This window comes from Hymenobacter puniceus, from assembly GCF_014333525.1.
In the GTDB taxonomy this organism is placed as follows: domain Bacteria; phylum Bacteroidota; class Bacteroidia; order Cytophagales; family Hymenobacteraceae; genus Hymenobacter.
In genome coordinates this window covers 176,922-194,339 of record NZ_JACSCX010000003.1, presented here as the reverse complement: position 1 = coordinate 194,339, position 17,418 = coordinate 176,922, and the positions used below count along the sequence as shown (strand labels likewise).

General features: G+C 58.6%; 12 protein-coding genes. 6 read left to right on the top strand and 6 right to left on the bottom strand.

Going from position 1 to position 17,418, the window contains the following annotated elements:
• Window positions 1-210 precede the first annotated feature (210 nt).
• The 3 genes from H8B14_RS09590 to murI form a co-directional block, all read right to left on the bottom strand.
• A complete protein-coding gene (locus H8B14_RS09590) occupies window positions 211-1,389 on the bottom strand; it encodes a glutathionylspermidine synthase family protein (protein ID WP_187315417.1) in 1,179 nt (392 codons plus the stop codon).
• Window positions 1,390-1,541: 152 nt separating this feature from the next.
• On the bottom strand, window positions 1,542-2,228 hold the full coding sequence (locus tag H8B14_RS09585) for a hypothetical protein (protein WP_187315416.1): 687 nt from the start codon (window positions 2,226-2,228) through the stop codon (window positions 1,542-1,544).
• 70 nt (window positions 2,229-2,298) lie between these two features.
• Window positions 2,299-3,120 carry a glutamate racemase gene (gene murI / locus H8B14_RS09580; RefSeq protein ID WP_187315415.1) on the bottom strand — a complete coding sequence of 274 codons (822 nt, stop codon included), beginning with the start codon at window positions 3,118-3,120 and terminating at the stop codon, window positions 2,299-2,301.
• A 107-nt stretch (window positions 3,121-3,227) separates the two neighbouring features.
• On the opposite strand from murI, the gene H8B14_RS09575 reads away from it, so the two are divergent.
• Complete coding sequence (locus tag H8B14_RS09575) at window positions 3,228-3,461, top strand: hypothetical protein (protein WP_187315414.1); 234 nt, start codon at window positions 3,228-3,230, stop codon at window positions 3,459-3,461.
• Window positions 3,462-3,664: 203 nt separating this feature from the next.
• On the top strand, window positions 3,665-5,584 hold the full coding sequence (gene abc-f / locus H8B14_RS09570; RefSeq protein WP_187315413.1) for a ribosomal protection-like ABC-F family protein: 1,920 nt from the start codon (window positions 3,665-3,667) through the stop codon (window positions 5,582-5,584).
• 201 nt (window positions 5,585-5,785) lie between these two features.
• Here the strand turns inward: abc-f and H8B14_RS09565 are convergent, their stop codons facing one another.
• The 3 genes from H8B14_RS09565 to H8B14_RS09555 all read right to left on the bottom strand — a co-directional run bounded on the left by H8B14_RS09565 (window position 5,786) and on the right by H8B14_RS09555 (window position 7,502).
• Entirely contained in the window at window positions 5,786-6,634 is an 849-nt protein-coding gene (locus H8B14_RS09565) for a hypothetical protein (RefSeq protein WP_187315412.1), read from the bottom strand.
• Between the two features lie 42 nt (window positions 6,635-6,676).
• On the bottom strand, window positions 6,677-7,021 hold the full coding sequence (locus tag H8B14_RS09560; protein WP_187315411.1) for a DUF952 domain-containing protein: 345 nt from the start codon (window positions 7,019-7,021) through the stop codon (window positions 6,677-6,679).
• A gap of 91 nt (window positions 7,022-7,112) precedes the next feature.
• Window positions 7,113-7,502 (bottom strand): hypothetical protein, encoded by a 390-nt coding sequence (locus tag H8B14_RS09555; protein WP_187315410.1) that lies wholly within the window; start codon window positions 7,500-7,502, stop codon window positions 7,113-7,115.
• A gap of 285 nt (window positions 7,503-7,787) precedes the next feature.
• Between H8B14_RS09555 and hppD the strand changes: the two genes are divergently transcribed.
• The 4 genes from hppD (at window position 7,788) to H8B14_RS09535 (ending at window position 17,398) form a co-directional block, all read left to right on the top strand.
• Window positions 7,788-8,921, top strand: a complete 1,134-nt coding sequence (gene hppD / locus H8B14_RS09550; protein WP_187315409.1) for a 4-hydroxyphenylpyruvate dioxygenase — start codon at window positions 7,788-7,790, stop codon at window positions 8,919-8,921.
• 751 nt (window positions 8,922-9,672) lie between these two features.
• A complete protein-coding gene (locus tag H8B14_RS09545; RefSeq protein WP_187315408.1) occupies window positions 9,673-11,409 on the top strand; it encodes a phospho-sugar mutase in 1,737 nt (578 codons plus the stop codon).
• 280 nt (window positions 11,410-11,689) lie between these two features.
• The gene (locus tag H8B14_RS09540) at window positions 11,690-13,705 is read left to right on the top strand and encodes a 7TM diverse intracellular signaling domain-containing protein (protein WP_187315407.1); all 2,016 of its coding nucleotides are present in this window, start codon (window positions 11,690-11,692) and stop codon (window positions 13,703-13,705) included.
• 564 nt (window positions 13,706-14,269) lie between these two features.
• On the top strand, window positions 14,270-17,398 hold the full coding sequence (locus tag H8B14_RS09535; protein ID WP_187315406.1) for a SusC/RagA family TonB-linked outer membrane protein: 3,129 nt from the start codon (window positions 14,270-14,272) through the stop codon (window positions 17,396-17,398).
• Window positions 17,399-17,418 lie beyond the last annotated feature (20 nt).

Sequence of the window (17,418 nt, the reverse complement as noted above, 5' to 3'; positions counted from 1 at the left end):
AATAATACAAATATTTACACCACATTTACTTTTCAATCGACGAAAAATTCAACTAACCTTCTATATAACTAGCTTATATCCAGATAAAATGGCCTATTACTGATAGTGGCCGGTCAATGAAAAGGCTCCGCAACAACGGAGCCTTTTCATTGACCGGCCACTATCAGTAATAGGCCTGCGAAAGAGAATTAACTACACCCGCCTCGGCGGCTACACCAGTACGTGCGGCACAAACTCCGACAGGTTGGTGATAAAACCAGGGTCGCGGCGGAACCCGATGGCACTACCAGTGCCCGCCCAGAACACACCAGCCTGGTAGAGCCGCTGCTGCGGATCCTGAGGAAGCTGCACGAAGCGTTGGTAAAGCTGTGGCTGACTGGCAAAGTCGCCGGCTATTGCCTTGCCGACACGGCCCTCTTGTACTTCGGTTACGTTTTGGCCCTCACGGCCCAATAAAGGCTTGCGCACACAATGGCCCGGCAGCTCGGTGAGAGATGCTTCCAACAACAGGGGATGGTATGGAAAGCACTGCCAGAGCCACGCCAGAATAGCTTTGCTCTGAAACATCATCGTATAGGCTGGGTTGGCAATAATCAGGTCACGGCTTTGCATCAGCTGCACCAGGTCGCCTGTAAGCTCGGGTTCTTCGGCTGCCAGGATTTCCCAGGGCACCAGCTTAAACAAAAAGCCGAATTGCTGCCATTGGCTGGGCTTTGTTTCCACCCAAACGCCTCGCTCCTCCCCTGCTACCGCCACCTGCATAGCATCAACCGAACAGATATGAACGGACTCGAAGCCGACTGCCGTAGCTGCTTCCGCTACCACGGCGCAGTTGGCCGCATCCTCCGCGCTGCCGGGCAGATGCACGAGCAGCAAGGTAGGTGCCAGATCGGGGTTGCGCTCCAGCCATTCAGCTAGCTGGGTTTCCAAGCCTTCAAACAGTCCATTGGCCTGCCGGTCTTCCTGGGCCTGGCCGGCAGCCACCAGGCTGGCCCACTGCACCACGGCCGTTTCGGGCAGGCCGGTGGCGGTGTCGGCGTTGAATTCGAGCAGCTTGGGGCCATCGGGAGTTTGGGCCAGGTCGAAGCGGCCGTAAAGGTGCCAGTGCCGGTCGTCGTTCCAGGAGTGGCGCACGGCAGGCCAGAGCAGCTCCGGAATAGCCAGCATCTGGAGCAGCGTGTCCGGAATCGGGTCGGGAACGGACTGCACCAGCAACTCATACAGCGTATCCGCCGCTTGCAGCAACGCGTCGGCTTGCACTTCCGGCAGCTGCACAGCTTCCCGCGCCACGTAATTCTGGCAGTCCTCTTCCACCACCCAGTCCCAGCCCAGTCCGCGCACGGCCGGCGTTACATCACCGGAAAGCGGCAAAAGCGAGATAGTAGGCATGCACGTAGGCTATGAAAATTCACTTTGATTGGATTACGCTTCTTATGGCAGCAAGCAGCTCAGCGGAAGCAAGTTAGTGCCTTATAGCTGCGCCAGCCAGTCATTCAACCAGCTCACTACCCGGCAGGAAATACTTCTGTCAGCCAGGCATATCAGCCACCAAAGCCGCGGCTGCTGCTACGGCTACCGAAGCCGGAGCTGCGGCTGCTGCTAGGGGCCGTGCTACGCACGCTGCTGCGGCTGCCGAAACCGGTGCTGCGCGTGACGCTGGAGCTGGGTTGCACGCCCGTATTGGCTCTGCTGCCGGAAAAGCCCCGTCCAAAGAAGCCGCGGCCCCGGTCACGCTCCTGCGCCACGCGGCCCCGCCAGCCGTTGTTCTGCTGCACAATGCCAGGGTTGGCATAGGCGCCCATGTTGGGAGTCAGAAAGCGGCCAGCCATGTAGCCGATGCCTCCCCACATCAGGATATCCATCATACCGGTGCCACCCATGCGGTTTTCGGGGTTCACGCGGCTGTATTCCTGCATCTGGCGTTGCAGCGCCTGGCCTTGCAGGGTGTCGACTTTGCCATCGAAGTGCTTGAGCACTGCTGCCACTTCTTCTTTGCCGGCCGGACGCTCAGCCGTGATTTTCCATTCGCCTGGCTTCACCTCGGTCATTTCCGTAATGACGCCTTCAGAGTAGGATTCGCCACCGCCCCAGTCTGATTGGGTGGCGGCAGTTTCGTTTTCAGAGCTGCCACCGGAGCAGGCCGGCAGCAACAGCCCCAGGCTGGTAGCTGCCGCCATCAGCAGCACGTTGCGGCGCAGGTCGCCGAGGCGGTAATAAGGCTTGTTCATGGGAATGGCAGAAAAGGAGGTGGTACACAGAGAGAAAGCAACGCAGGCGCAGAAGAGTTGCCCAAAGACACTATTCCCACAGCGGGTAGTGCTCCAGATGCACTTCCTGCCCGAAAAATATACGTGTGCTTTCCTCAAACGAACGAGTGAAGTCGGAGACGTAGAAATGGTGCATTGGGGCCGCTTTGCCGGGCTGAGCGGCCAGTTGGTGCTGCTGCAGGTACTGCTGCACATGCGTAGCTACTACGTCTGAGGCATCCAGCACGGCTGTGCGGTCCTGGTAGAAATCAGCAATCTGCTTTTTGATGAGCGGATAGTGCGTGCAGGCCAGCACCAGCGCCTCAATTCCGTCGAGGGCCGGATTGGTCAGGTAGCTTTCAATGATGTTGCCGGCAATGCTGTTGTCGAAGAAGCCTTCCTCAATCATGGGCGCCAGCAAGGGCGTGGCGAGGCTTTGCAGCTGCACCCCGGCATCCAGCTCATCAATTTTTTTGCGGTACACGTTGCTGTTAACCGTCTGCTTGGTTCCGATCAAGCCCACGGTGCGGCCGGCGTAGGTTTGCCCCACGTGGGCCACAATTGGGTCGATGACGTTGAGCACCCGCGCTTTGGAGCCTACGTATTCGCGCACCAGCTCGTAGGCTGCTGCCGAGGCTGAGTTGCAGGCAATGAGAATGACTTTGCACTGCTGCTTGAGCAGTAAGTCGCAGATTTTGACGCTGTACGCCTGAATAGCGGCCGTGCTTTTGTCGCCGTAGGGCAGATGGGCTGTGTCGCCGAAGTACACGAGCCGTTCGTGGGGCAGCACGCGGGCCACGGCGCGCGCCACAGTGAGGCCACCAATGCCGCTGTCGAATACGCCAATCGGGCGAGTGGAAAGGTCTGGGTTCATATCGGCGGCAAGTAACGAGTAACCGGCGGAACTGTTGTAGCCGATGGATTTTTACAATTCTCCTAATTTCCTATCTTCCGACTCCGTACCGAACTGCTACCCCCGTCATGAGCACCATTTTAGCTGAAATCGACCATGCCCTGGCAGCTTTCGATTCTTCCCGCGGACGCCCCGTGGCCATTGAGCTGGGCGAGCGAAAATACACGCAGCTCATTCTCGACGTAGCCCACCTGCACGCCGACGGCGGCGAGCTAACCCACAATACAGGCCGGCCGCTGGCTTACCGGGGCCTGGAGATTCTGCGCGACGACCTGCACGTAGACCGGATTCTGGTGATATAGGGAAAGAAGCTAGGCGTTAGGAGTAATAGGAATCAGAAGTAAAGAACGTCATTTCGAGTGCAGCGAGGAATCTCGCGTGCTGACGTTGCAATGCTCTTCATTCGCCAGCACGCGAGATTCCTCGCTCCGCTCGGAATGACGTGCTGCTTTTACCATTCCTCACTTCTTCCCGGCTTCTAACTCCTGGCCCCTACCTTTGCGGCATGAATCTGCTTTCCGCTGAGAACCTTTCGAAGAACTATGCCGACCGGTGGCTTTTCCGGGACCTGAACTTTGGCTTGCTGCAGGGCCAGCGCGTGGCCTTCGTGGGCATCAATGGCACTGGCAAAACCACGCTCATGCGCATTCTGGCCGGCCTCGAGCAGCCCGATACCGGCCTAGTAAGCACCCGCAAAGGCATCCGGGTGACGTACCTGGGCCAGCAGCCGGTATTTGATGAGAGCCTGACGGTGGAAGAAACCATCTTCGCCAGCCAGAACGACACGCTCAAGGCCATCAAGGAATACGAGCACGTGGTGAACGACCCCGACCACAAATCCGATGATTTGCAGCGGGTGCTGGAACGCATGGACGCCCTCAACGCCTGGGACTATGAGGCGCAGGTGCAGCAGATCCTGAGCCGGCTGGGCATTCTGGGCGACCTGCTCAACCGCAACATCAGCATGCTCTCGGGCGGGCAGCGCAAGCGTGTGGCTTTGGCCCGCGTGCTTATCGAGGAGCCCGACGTGCTGCTGCTCGACGAACCGACCAACCACCTGGATCTGGCCACCATTGAGTGGCTGGAAAACCGGTTGTCGTCGCCGAACCTGACGCTGCTCATGGTCACCCACGACCGGTACTTCCTCGACAGTGTGGCCAACGAAATTGTGGAGCTGGATAAGGGCCAGATGTACCGCTACCAGGGCAACTACGCTTACTTCGTGGAGAAAAAGGCCGACCGCGAGATGCGCGAATCGGTGGAGGTGGAGAAGGCCCGCCAGCTGTTCAAGAAAGAGCTGGACTGGATGCGCCGCATGCCGCAGGCCCGTGGCACCAAGCAAAAAGCCCGCATCGACGCCTTCTACATCACCAAGGAAAAAGCCAGCACCAACCTGAGCAAGCAGCAGGTGGAGCTGAGCGTGAAAACCACCCGCCAGGGCGGCAAAATCATTGAAGCCAGCCACCTGAACAAGAAGTTCGGCGACAATGTAGTGCTCGATGATTTCAGCTACGTCTTCAAGAAAAAGGACCGGATTGGCCTTGTGGGTCCCAATGGCGCGGGCAAATCCACACTGCTGAACATGCTCACGGGCAAGCTGCAGCCCGATTCCGGCACCATTGAGGTGGGCCAGACCACCGTGTTCGGCTACTACACCCAGACCGAGCTGGAATTTGACCCCTCGCAGCGCGTAATTGATATTGTGAAGGAAGTGGCCGAGGTGGTAGAGCTGGCCAACGGCGACGTACTGACGGCCAGCCAGTTCCTGAGTTTATTTCTGTTTCCGCCTGCCCAGCAGTACACGCTGGTAAGCAAGCTGAGCGGGGGCGAAAAGCGCCGGCTGCAGCTGCTGCGCGTGCTCATCAAGAACCCCAACTTCCTGATTCTTGACGAGCCCACCAACGACCTGGATTTGGGCACGCTCAACATCCTAGAAGACTTCCTGCTGCACTTCAGCGGCTGCCTGCTCATCGTCAGCCACGACCGGTACTTCCTCGATCAGCTGGCCGAGCACCTATTTGTGCTGGAGCCCGGCGGGGCTGTGCTCAACTTCCCTGGCAACTACACCGACTACCGCGAATACCTGGCCGAACGCGAAACGGAAGCTGCATTGGAAGCCGAAGAAAAAGCTGCTAAAGCTGCTCGCGCTGCCGCCAAAACGGCTGTTGCAGCGCCCGCCCCTTCCGCCGTTGCGGCCCCAGCGCCGCCAAAGCGCAAAGCCAGCTTCGCCGAGAAAAAAGAGTACGAAGCCCTAGAAAAAGAGCTGGCGCAGCTGGAAGTGAATAAGCAAGAGCTGATTACAAAGCTCAACGCCGGCTCCGGCTCCCATACTGAGCTAGCCGATTGGGCCGCGCAGCTCAAACGCACCGACGCCGACCTCGACGCCAAAGGCGAGCGGTGGCTGGAGCTAGCCGAGTTAATCTAGCCACGCCCTGTCTGAAACCACAAACGGCCCTTTCCGATAAGTTCGGGAAGGGCCGTTTGTGATATTGGCCTGGAAAGGGAAGCTGTATTTCGAGGCGGCACTTTATAGTTTGGGCTCAGGGTAAAGTATTGGCCTGGTGAATCATCTGAACGAAGCGGCACCGATGTTTCGGCAAGCTCAACCCGAAGGCAGCGCTACCTTTTAGTAGCCAGTGGCGGTGCTGCTGGCAGGCACGGTAGAGTACGTACCCGGTTTCTGGGTGAAATCAAATACAACCGGACGGGCGTTGAAAAATAAAACCACACGCAGCTGACGGGCAGCATCGGTGCGCGGGAAATGCACCTGACCCAGCACATATTCGTTTGGCTGCAGCACCGTCTTGCGCAGAATCACCGACTCCATATGCTGCTTGCGGCCGTAGAGCTCGTCGGCATTCTGGGCGTGGCTTTCGCGCTGCGCCTCGAAGTGGGCTTCGTTGTCGGCGTGGCGCTGCTCACGTTCTGCAATCTGCTCGGCAGTTTCCGTTTTCTTGATAGCGGAAATGTCTTCGGTGATGTTAGCAACGCTGCTCAGAATTTCCAGCCAGCTCCCTCCTTCCGCCTTAGATGCTTGCTTGTTGAGGCGGTTGGTGAGTTGCTGCAGCTTGAGTTCCGGGCTGAGGGCCATTACACGGGTAAGGGGCAGCGCGGGAGCAGTTGGCGCAAGACCAGTGGCCGCCGCTACCACCGCTGTATCGGGCAGCTGGGCGGTAGTGGCAGTATCAGTGAGGCGGTAGTTGGGTACGTAGTAAAATGATTCCGGCAAAATCTCCACCGGTCCGTGAGCATCATTGCCAATCTCAACTTCAAATACCAGCTCGTCTTTCTCATAGCGCACAAAGCCGAGTTGCACCTCTACGCTGTCGGAGTGGTAGATGCGGCTGGTGGGGCTCCCGCCTACGCTGGGTCCGTTGGGTTTCACGGGCTGCATAGTTAGGAACGCAGAAGAGCCGCAGCTGGCAAGCACCGCACTCAAACTGAGCGTAGTGAGTAAAAGTCGGAGTGGTAGCATATGGCAAGAGATAACTGGAGAGAAATAAGACCCGGCTCTGAATTATAAGTCGGCCGGTAGCGTTGCCTCTCCCGCATCATTTGTGCCAAACTGCCATATCCGCCGCACTGCCACCCGCGGGATGGGCCCGAACACGTGCGCAAAATGCTGCTGCCGGCTTTCCACCCACTCCCGCTCCACACGCACGTCGGCCGCGGCCAGAACCGCTTCATCCAGCTCCAATAACCACAAATCGGGCCGGCTGGCGTAGTAGCGGCGGGCTGTTTCCAGCACCTGATAGGCTTCTGAGCAGTGGATGAAGCCTTCCAGGGCCAGGTCGGCGCTGATAAAGAAGTTGGTTTGCTGGGCTTGCTGCCAATCAGCGGGTTCGGCAATTCGGTAGAGCATGATTACGGAAAGTCTAGAGCAGAAAAATAGCCGCCTGCTAACCCCTCACGGGCTAGCAGGCGGCTATTTACACAGGCGTTAGTTACTGAATCTACTCAGCCTTCCAGAGCTCCTGCTGCACGGCCTTGCCTACCGTGAGCATGATGCGCGTAGGGTTGGGTACGAGCGTGATACGGGCTTCTTTGCCAGGGTACTTCTCTGAATCAACCCACACACCTTCTTTCGGGGAAGGAGTGCCGCCAGTGCTGGAGGGCAGGTAGGCGGTAGGCAGCAGCACATCAGTATCCGAGCTCAGGTCGGTGTGCACCTTGTCCAGGGCTGCCTCCAAATAGGTGCCGTACTCTTCGTTGAAATCGTCTTCCAGATCGTGCAGTTCCTCTTCTACCTCATCGTAGCGGGCATCATCATACGGCATATCGTGCAGCGTCTGCTTTTTCTCGATCAGCGTAACGAGGGTGCGGTTTAGCTCTTCCAGATTCATAGGGGTAAGGCGTAGGGTTTGGCTGCAAAGGTGGACAGGATTCGCCAGTTTCATGTGCGGGTCCATCTCTCGCCCCAATTTTACGAAGAAAGCCGCATTTCATTTCTGGTGCCAGCGCATTTCCCGAGTGGCTTTTCCTACCGCAGTTGAGCTATCTGCTGCAGCTTCCCATACACTCACTGCACTGCGCCGCGGGTGCTGCCCACGTTGGCTGCCGGACCGGGCGGAATCATTTCCTTCAAAAACGTATTTTTACCCTCGCATCCCACCCTATTCCTTCTGCCCATGCAAACGATGACCTCGCCCGAAGTACAGGCCCACCCCGCCCACGACTTCCTGCCCCTCAATGGCACTGATTATCTGGAATTCTATGTCGGCAACGCCAAACAGTCGGCCTACTACTATCAGGCGGCGTTCGGCTTCGAGCTGGTAGCTTATTCCGGCCCCGAAACCGGCGTGCGTGACCGGGCCAGCTATGTACTGCAGCAAAACAAGATCCGCTTCGTTTTGACCACCTCCCTGCTGCCCGATTCCGACATCACGCGGCACGTGGCCCAGCACGGCGACGGCGTGAAGGTGATGGCGCTGTGGGTGGACGACGCCCGCAAATCGTTTGAGGAAACCACCAAGCGCGGCGCCAAAGTAGCCTTCGAGCCCTACACCATCGAGGACGAGCATGGCTCCGTGACGCTGGCCGGCATCTACACCTACGGCGAAACCGTCCACACCTTCGTGGAGCGCAGCAGCTACACCGGGCCGTTTCTGCCGGGCTTTGTGGCCAAAACCAGCCTCGTGCCGCAGGGCGCACCGGTGGGTCTGCAGGTAGTAGACCATTGCGTGGGCAACGTAGGCTGGGGCGAGATGAACCAGTGGGTGAAGTTCTACGAGGACGTTATGGGCTTCAAGCTGCTTATTACCTTCGACGACGACGACATCAGCACGGAGTACTCGGCCCTGATGAGCAAAGTGGTCAGCAACGGCAATGGCTTCGTGAAATTCCCCATCAACGAGCCCGCTGAAGGCAAGAAAAAGAGCCAGATTGAAGAGTACCTGGACTTCTATCACTCGCCCGGCGTGCAGCACATGGCCCTCATCACCAACGACATCCGCACGACGGTGACGGAGTTGCGCCGCCGTGGGGTGGAGTTTCTGCAGGTGCCCGCCACCTACTACGACGACCTGCTGGACCGCGTCGGCCACATCGACGAAGACCTTGACAGCATCCGCAACCTGAACCTGCTTGTGGACCGCGACGAGGAAGGCTACTTGCTTCAGATTTTCACCAAGCCTGTGGAAGACCGTCCGACGGTATTTTTTGAAATCATTCAGCGCAAAGGCGCCAAAAGCTTCGGCAAAGGCAACTTCAAGGCGCTGTTTGAGGCTATCGAGCGGGAACAGGCCTTGCGCGGCAACCTGTAGCAATCAGTGAATTCCAGATTTCAGCAAAGCCCGTTCTGCCCAGCAGGACGGGCTTTGTGCTGTATGTGCCTGCTGGGTAGCCGCTGAACAACAACAGCAAAATCAGGCCACAAGCACCTCAGCTAGTGCTTGAACTAAATCAGGAAAGTGCCAGAAGTGCCTTCGGTCGATAATTAGACAACAACTTATTAATTAGCCATTTATTACTGAAAACAAGTTGTTTTTTACTGCGCAAACCGCCCTGCGGGCTGCTTCAACCAGCCAAACGCCAGCTGCCGGAATATGAATATCACCATGATTAAGCACACCTATGGTCTTCCTGAGGTCGGGCCAATAGCCGGACCTACTCTTTGCCGCAAACGACAGTTTACTCACCTGCTTGAACTCCTTTAAATCAGCAACATACCCTGGGTTCAGATGAAATACGCGGGCTGCGTACCACAAGCCCAACGGTAGCAGATCTGCGAGCGAAGCACCGCCTCGGCACTACCCTAGGTACCGGTTGGCCCTGCGCGAACCATAGTTTGGAGAGTCGCAAGCTGAGCATGGGAAGGTTTGCCGACACTTGTGGCAGGAGCAGAAATCGACTAAGCCATGCTAACAATAAAGGACTAATAAACGTCTTAACCCCCGGCCAGCAGCACTTTTGGCTGTTCGGCTGGCCTTTCATTGGCTGGCCCACTACCTGCTTTTAGCGTAAATCTGCTTTTCTTTACCGTTCCTGCTCTTCCAACACCTTATTACATCCCACATGCCCCTTACTTCCGACATCCAGCAGAAAATCAGCACCTGGCTCACCCCCCACTACGATGCCAACACTCAGGCCGAAATCCGGCAGCTGCAGGCGGAAAACCAGGAAGATTTTCTGTCCGACGCCTTCTACCGCAACCTTGAATTTGGAACTGGTGGACTACGCGGAATTATGGGCGCCGGCTCGAACCGCATGAACCGCTATACGTTGGGCATGGCGGCGCAGGGTCTGAGCAACTACTTGCTCCAGGAGTTCCCGGGCCAGGAAATCAAGGTGGCCGTGGCGCACGACTCGCGCAACAACAGCCGGGAGTTTGCTGAAATGGTAGCGGGCGTTTTCTCGGCTAATGGCATTACAGTGTACCTGTTCGAGGCGTTACGGCCTACGCCGGAGCTGTCGTTCACTATCCGCCACCTGGGCTGCCAGAGTGGCTGCGTTATCACGGCCTCGCACAATCCCAAGGAGTACAACGGCTTCAAAGTATACTGGAACGATGGCGCCCAGGTAGTGGCCCCGCACGACAAGAACATCATCCGGGAAGTGGAAGCCATTCAGGGCGTAGAGGAAGTGAAATTCCAAGCCGACGCCTCGCGCATTCACAGCATTGGGGCCGAGGTAGATGCCGCCTACCTGGCCAAAGTGAAGGAGCTAAGCATCAACCCCGCCGCCATCCAGCGCCAGCACGACCTGAAAATCGTGTTTACGCCAATTCATGGCACTGGCATTACGCTGGTACCGCAGGCCTTGGCGCAGTTGGGATTCACCAACGTATCGGTGGTAGAGGCGCAGGCCACGCCCGACGGCAACTTCCCCACGGTGCTGTCGCCGAACCCGGAAGAGCAGGTAGCCATGCAAATGGCGCTGGATCAGGCCAAGGCCCTAGATGCCGACATCGTGCTGGCCACCGACCCCGACTCTGACCGGGTAGGTATTGCGGTGAAAAACACGCGCGGCGAATGGGTGCTCGTGAACGGCAACCAAACGGCAGCTCTGCTCACATATTATGTGTTGTCGGCGCGGCAGCAGGCCGGCAAAAAGACCGACAAGGACTTCATCGTCTATACCATCGTCACCAGTGAGGTGCTCGGCGACATTGCCCGCGCCCACGATGTGCAGAGCTACCAGACCCTGACGGGCTTCAAATACATTGCCGGCCTGATCCGGGATTTGGAAGGCGAGGCTACTTATGTTGGCGGCGGCGAGGAAAGCTACGGCTACATGCTCGGCGACTTTGTGCGCGACAAAGACGCCGTATCGGCGTGTGCGCTGCTGGCCGAAATGGCGGCTGTAGCCAAGGACAATGGACGCACGCTCTACGAGGAAATGACGCGCATGTACGCTCAGTACGGTCTCTACAAGGAGCATCTGATTTCGCTCACCAAGAAAGGCCAGCGCGGCGCCGAGGAAATTCAGGAAATGATGGCGGGCCTGCGGGCCACCCCTCCCGCTACCATTGCCGGCCAACCCGTGGTAGAACTGCGCGACTACAAAACCGGCCTGATCCGTGACCTGCGTACCGGCCTGGAAACCCCCACCGGCCTGGAAAGCAGCAACGTCCTCCAGTTCATTCTGGAGGACGGCAGCAAGATTTCGGCGCGCCCCTCGGGTACCGAGCCCAAAATCAAGTTCTACTTCAGCGTGCGGCACCCCCTGAAGTCACACGTCGATTTCGAGCTGGCTGAGCGTCAGGCGCAGGAAAAAATTCAAGCCATCATCGAGGACATGCAGCTGCAGTAGCAGCCCCGCGCGAGAAGCTGCGGGCCCTGTTTGGCGTCGACATAACCTCAACGCTGAAAGTGGCTCAGGCGCCGACAATTGCCGGACAAGCAATCTGCAAGTGCCCGGCCAGCCTAATATAGATTTCGGCCCGACTGCCCCCGCAGTCGGGCCGTTTTGATTGCTGCGCGGCCTAGCCGGCCCCAAACACCGGAGTTTCTTTACCTTAGGGATTCACATGCCTGACCTAGCCCTGATTTTCCGTTGTTTCAGTTTGCCCCGGTGCCGATGCCTGCTTGCAATGCTGGTTGTATTGGCTTCATTGGGTGTCCAGGCGGCAGCACTGCCCCAGCCTTCCGATTGGCAGGCGGAATACCCTCTCCCGCTCGACATCGACAACCCGGACAATTTCTTGACGCCCTTCAACTACAGCGTCTTGGAAGATCCGTCGGGCCAGCTCACACTGCGCGACGTGCAGCAGCCCCGATACGCTCAGCAGTTTGTATCCGGCGCGCGTGTGGCCACTACCATGGAGCACCCTGGCTCCGCCTACTGGTTGCGCCTGACAGTTCAGGCAGTGGGGCCACAGCCTCAGCACTGGTACTTGGAACTGTTCGACTCCCACCTCAACGACATCGTATTTTTCCCGAAGGCTGACACCGAGCAAGGCCGCATCCATACCGGTGCCGACTGCCCCTTCACTACCCGGCCCTACAGCTACAAAAACTACCTGCTGCAGCTGCCAGTAGCCGACAGCGAGCCGCATACCTACTACCTGCGGCTGCAGTCCAATTCCCGCACCAGCTTTCTATCGAAGATGCGGACCGAGCAAGGCATTGCCGAGCACTTCCAGCTGGAATATGGGCTGCTGGGAGCCTTCTATGGCATGCTGCTCATCATGATTGTCTACAATTTCTGCTTGTTCTGCTTCACCGGCGAGCAGACGTATCTGCGCTACGTCCTGTACGTGCTCAGCTGTAGCCTGGTGTTCTTGTCTGAAGACGGGCTGGGCTTCCAATATCTGTGGCCCAGCCAGCCGTGGCTGAATCGGGTGGTGGAAATAGCGTCGCCGCCGCTGCTGCTGCTCACCTTCGGCTACTACGCCCGTCAGTTTCTGGATGCGCCCCAGCGCCTGCCCCGCTACGACCAGTGGCTGCGGGCCGTAGTACTGCTGAGCGTGGCGGCGCTGCTGCTTGACGGCATCTGGTGGAAAACCGGGATGAGCATGGGGTTGTACCCGCTGCCGTATGGTATGCTGTTTTTTGCGGCGCTCCGCGTGTGGCAGCGTGGTTTCCTGCCGGCGCGCTTCGTGCTGCTGGCGCACTCTCTGGTGGCCATCAGCGTGCTGTTTTTGATTCTGCGCAAGCTGGGCATCCACACATTCACCAACACTTACACCGTGTATAGCATGAACGCGGCTTTTGTAGTGGAGGTAGTGGTGCTGTCGTATGCACTGGGCGAGAAGATCCGGTCAATTCAGCATGCTACGCTCAAGGCGCAGCAGCGCCTGGTGAAGCAGCTGCGCAAAAAGCACGATGTACAGCATAAGCTGGTAGAGCAGCTGCGGCAGAATGAGGAGTTGAAAGACCAGCTGAACTCGGAACTGGAAAACCTGGTGGCACAGCGCACAGCCGAGTTGCAGCGCCAAGGCGAAACCATTGCATCCCAGAACCGCGACTTGGTTCAAGCCAATGGCTTGCTGGCCTTGCAGTCGGCCGCCATCGAAAAGCTGAATACCGACCTGCAGCGCGACCTGCAGAAGGCCCAGACGGCGCGGGTACTCTCGCAGGAAGTAGATTTCGGTGAGTTCAGCCAGATCTACCCCGATAAGGACGCCTGCCTTACTTACCTGGCCGACCTGAAGTGGGCCCACGGCTACCACTGCCGCAAGTGCGGCCACGACAATTACTGTGAAGGCCGGGAAGCACACTCGCGCCGCTGCACTCGCTGCCGCTACGTAGAATCGGCTACGGCCTACACGCTGCTGCAGAAATGCAAGTTCTCGATTGTGAAGGCGTTTTATGCGGTGTTTTTGTTGCACACGCATAACGGTAGCTACTCCGCGCAAGAGTTGTCCCGGGTACTTGATTTGCGCCGGGCCACGTGTTGGAGCTTCAGCCAGAAAGTGCTGGACGCCATGCGCCGGATGCCCGCCGACCCCACCGCTGAAGATAGCTGGACCCGACTGCTTCTGGACGATGCCGGCACAGAGCCCGACGAGTCCACCGAACAGGAATTAGCAATTGCGGACGAGTTCGACCACGAAAGGGAGCTTGCAACAGTCAAGTCGAAAAACAAGCAAAAAAAAGTGGGCTGAAGCCCTTTTTTTTTGCTTGTTTTTTACCCGTTAGCAGCCCTCGACCATAATATAGGATTTGGCAGGACTACAGGATAAATGCCTCTCAAAAGTGGGTGCAGTAAGCGTACAGCTCTGCGTGCGACGTAAGCGAAAATCAGCCTTCCTGCTATTTCTAGCGGGGTTTACCGCTTGATTCTTAAGTAAAAGGGCGTCTACCTTTGATCATCCCCCGCCCTTATGATCAGCTACCTGACCTGCTTCCGCCCACTCCGGGTGAGTGAAGACCCACTCGTGCACGCAACTGCTTTCGAGCGCCCTCGGTTGCCCCACGCCCGCGCTTCCCCGGCGCGCCCGTTTCGCCCAGTTCTTCCTCACGAAAGGCTACTGGCAAGTTGCTTCCGCCAAGCAGGCAACCTGTACTCTCCCCTGTTCCGCCAAGACAGCTGGAGGTAGTGTTTGCCGAAGGCCCCAAGTTGCCGCTCACTTAGGGCTCCATCTGTTTTCCTGTGCGACTCCTGGCTTGCCTGACAGGGCTACCGGACGTCGATTTCAAATTCCCACACTCTTCCCTAATTCCCACACATGAACCGCAAACATTACTCGTATCCGGGATTCCGGCGCGTGGTTCCTCTCGCGGCCTGCGGGCTGCTGAGCCTAGCGCTGCCGCTGGCTGCTGAAGCTGGCACAGCCCCCGGCGCCCGCCTTGCCTTACTGGCTGATGTCCCGGTTTCTGGACGGGTCACGCAGCGCAACGGCGACGGCCTGCCCGGCGTGACCATTATCGTGCAGGGAACCACCATCGGCACCAGCACCGACGCCAACGGTAACTTCTCGCTGTCGGTGCCGGATGGCAGCACGTTGATTATTAGCTCCATCGGCTTTACCCGGCAGGAAGTACGCGTGAATGGCGCCAGCCCGGCCCTGAATGTGGTACTGGTCGATGATGCCAAAGCGCTGAGCGAAGTGGTAGTGGTCGGCTACGGCACCCAGGAGCGCGGCAGCGTAACGGGTGCTATTTCATCGGTGGGAGCTGCGGAAATCGTACGCCAGCCGGTGGCCGATGCCACGCAGGCCATCCAGGGCAAGGTGTCCGGCGTGACGGTGGTGAGCAATGGCGGCGCACCCGGCGGCGCGTCGGGCACGTCGGTGCGGGTACGCGGTATTACGTCGGCCGGCAACAACAACCCGCTGTATGTGGTGGACGGGTTTCCGCTGCCTGATGGCGGCGACAACCAGCTCAACGCCATCAGCCCCAACGACATCGAGTCGATTGACATTCTGAAAGACGCTTCGGCCACGGCCATCTACGGGGTACGGGCGGCCAACGGCGTCGTCATCATCACCACCAAGCGCGGCAAAGCCGGCCGCACCAACGTCAACCTGGACGTTTACCGGGGCGTGCAGTCCGTTACGCGCAAGCTGGATATGCTTAGCGCTTCGGAATACGCCGTTATCAACAACGAAAGCCGCCTGGCCAAAGGCCTGCCCATTGTGGTGGACAAGCTGCGCGACCCGGCCTCACTGGGCGAAGGCACCGACTGGCAGGACCTGGTGTTCCGCCGGGCCCAGATTCAGAACTACTCCCTCTCGGCCACTGGCGGCAGCGACAAGGCCCGCTACGCCGTGTCGGGCACGTATTTCCAGCAGGACGGTATCATCATCGGCACCAACTTCGAGCGGTTTACGCTACGGGCCAACGGCGACGTGCAGGTTGGCCGCATGCTGAAGCTGGGCAACAACATCCAGCTCACGCACCTACAAGACCGGCAGGTAACGACCAACAGCGGTGAGTACGGCACCGTGCAGCAGATGCTGCGCATTCCGGCCACCGTGCAGCCTTACCGCCCCGATGGCTACTGGTACCAGCCCACCTCGGCCGCTGACAACTTCATCGAGGAAAACCCGCTGGCCAGCGCCCTGATCAACAACCAGAAATTCACGCGCAACCGGGCCCTGACTACGTTCTTCGCTGAGCTGGAGCCCCTGAAAGGCCTGCGCTTCCGCACCAACGTGGGTGTCGACTTCATCTTCGACAACTTCAACCGATTTACGCCCAAGGGCCCCGAGCTGGCCGGCTACACCCAACGCTACGCCACGGCCAGCGCTGAAGCCACGGCCAGCTACGCGCCCACCTACCTGATTGAAAACACGGCCACCTACGACCATCTGTTTGCTGAAAAACACCAGGTGACGGTGCTGCTGGGCCAGTCGGCGCAGGAATTCAACTTCAGCAACGTAACGGCCAACCGCCAGGGCTACCTGCGCAACGACCTGCAGGTAATCAACGCAGGCCCGATCAACTCGCAGCTCAACAACGGAGGTGCTATTAACGCTCCCCAGCGTTTGGCCAGCTACTTCGGCCGACTCAATTACGAGTTTGCCGGCAAATACCTGCTGTCGGCCGTGGCCCGCTATGATGGCTCCTCGGTATTCCCGCCCGGCGAGAAGTTCGGCTTCTTCCCCGGCGTGTCGGTGGGCTGGCGCATTTCTGAGGAGGACTTCTTGAGTGGCAACAGCCTCATCAGCAACCTGAAGCTGCGGGCCGGCTACGGCAAAGTGGGCAACCCCCTCAATGCCGGCCGCTTCGCCGCCCTGTACACCATCAACTTCGGCGCCATCTACCCGCTCGGGCCCGATGGCACCATCAACACCGGCGCGGCTCCTATCCGCCTGGCTAACCCCGATTTGCGCTGGGAAAACAACAACCAAACCAACGTGGGTGTGGATGTGGGCTTCCTGGAAAACCGCTTCGAGGCCAGCCTCGACCTCTACAACCGCAACTCGCCCAACCTGATTGCGCCGGTGCCCCCGTCTTTGGTGTCGGGTACGTATGAGCCAGTGAACACCAACGCCGCTTCGGCCTACAACCGGGGCATCGACTTCTCGTTCACGTCGCGCAACGTGCAGGGCAGCGGCCAGGGCTTTAGCTGGACGACTTTGCTGAACGTGTCGGCTTACAAGACGCGCCTGGAGTCGTTGGGTTCGGGCGTTCCTTACAACGGCCCCAACTTTCTGAGCAACAGCGCCGTGGTGCGCTACGACGTCAACCAGGCATTCGGCTCGTTCTACGGCTTCGTGGCCGACGGTTTGTTCCAGACGCCCGATGAGGTGACGGCGGCGCCCACGCAGGAAACGGGCACGGCCCCCGGTGATATTCGCTTCAAGGACCTGAACGGCGACGGCGTCATCACGGCGGCCGGCGACCGGACGTTTATCGGCAATCCGAACCCCGATTTCACGTACGGCATCACCAATACCCTTACCTTCAAAGGCTTAGACCTAAGCTTCTTCATTCAGGGTGTGCAGGGCAATGATGTGTACAACATCAACCGCTTCATCACGGAAAGCGCCCTGTACGGCGCCAACAACGGCACCACCCGCGTGCTGAACCGCTGGACCGGCCCCGGTACCAGCAACGATGTGCCCCGCGCCATCGACGGCGACCCGAACACCAACCTGCGTGTGTCGTCGCACTTCGTGGAAGATGGCTCCTACGCTCGCCTGAAAAACCTGACGTTCGGCTACACGCTGCCGCAGAGCTTGATGAGCCGCATTTCGGCCACCCAGGTGCGCTTCTACGTGACGGCCCAGAACCTGGTGACCCTCACCAAATACACCGGCTACGACCCCGAAGTAAGCCCCAGCGGCATCGACCTGGGCGTGTATCCGCAGGCCCGCGTGTTCATGGGCGGCCTTAACATTGGGTTCTAACCTTTCCTCAACAGCTCCAC

What these genes read in the sequence shown, in the direction of transcription:
- H8B14_RS09545 (WP_187315408.1), top strand. Translation starts at nt 9,673, where the DNA reads ATGCCCCTTACTTCCGACATCCAGCAGAAAATCAGCACCTGGCTCACC.
- hppD (WP_187315409.1), top strand. Translation starts at nt 7,788, where the DNA reads ATGCAAACGATGACCTCGCCCGAAGTACAGGCCCACCCCGCCCACGAC.
- H8B14_RS09575 (WP_187315414.1), top strand. Translation starts at nt 3,228, where the DNA reads ATGAGCACCATTTTAGCTGAAATCGACCATGCCCTGGCAGCTTTCGAT.
- H8B14_RS09585 (WP_187315416.1), bottom strand. Translation starts at nt 2,228, where the DNA reads ATGAACAAGCCTTATTACCGCCTCGGCGACCTGCGCCGCAACGTGCTG.
- murI (WP_187315415.1), bottom strand. Translation starts at nt 3,120, where the DNA reads ATGAACCCAGACCTTTCCACTCGCCCGATTGGCGTATTCGACAGCGGC.
- abc-f (WP_187315413.1), top strand. Translation starts at nt 3,665, where the DNA reads ATGAATCTGCTTTCCGCTGAGAACCTTTCGAAGAACTATGCCGACCGG.
- H8B14_RS09565 (WP_187315412.1), bottom strand. Translation starts at nt 6,634, where the DNA reads ATGCTACCACTCCGACTTTTACTCACTACGCTCAGTTTGAGTGCGGTG.
- H8B14_RS09535 (WP_187315406.1), top strand. Translation starts at nt 14,270, where the DNA reads ATGAACCGCAAACATTACTCGTATCCGGGATTCCGGCGCGTGGTTCCT.
- H8B14_RS09560 (WP_187315411.1), bottom strand. Translation starts at nt 7,021, where the DNA reads ATGCTCTACCGAATTGCCGAACCCGCTGATTGGCAGCAAGCCCAGCAA.
- H8B14_RS09590 (WP_187315417.1), bottom strand. Translation starts at nt 1,389, where the DNA reads ATGCCTACTATCTCGCTTTTGCCGCTTTCCGGTGATGTAACGCCGGCC.
- H8B14_RS09555 (WP_187315410.1), bottom strand. Translation starts at nt 7,502, where the DNA reads ATGAATCTGGAAGAGCTAAACCGCACCCTCGTTACGCTGATCGAGAAA.
- H8B14_RS09540 (WP_187315407.1), top strand. Translation starts at nt 11,690, where the DNA reads ATGCTGGTTGTATTGGCTTCATTGGGTGTCCAGGCGGCAGCACTGCCC.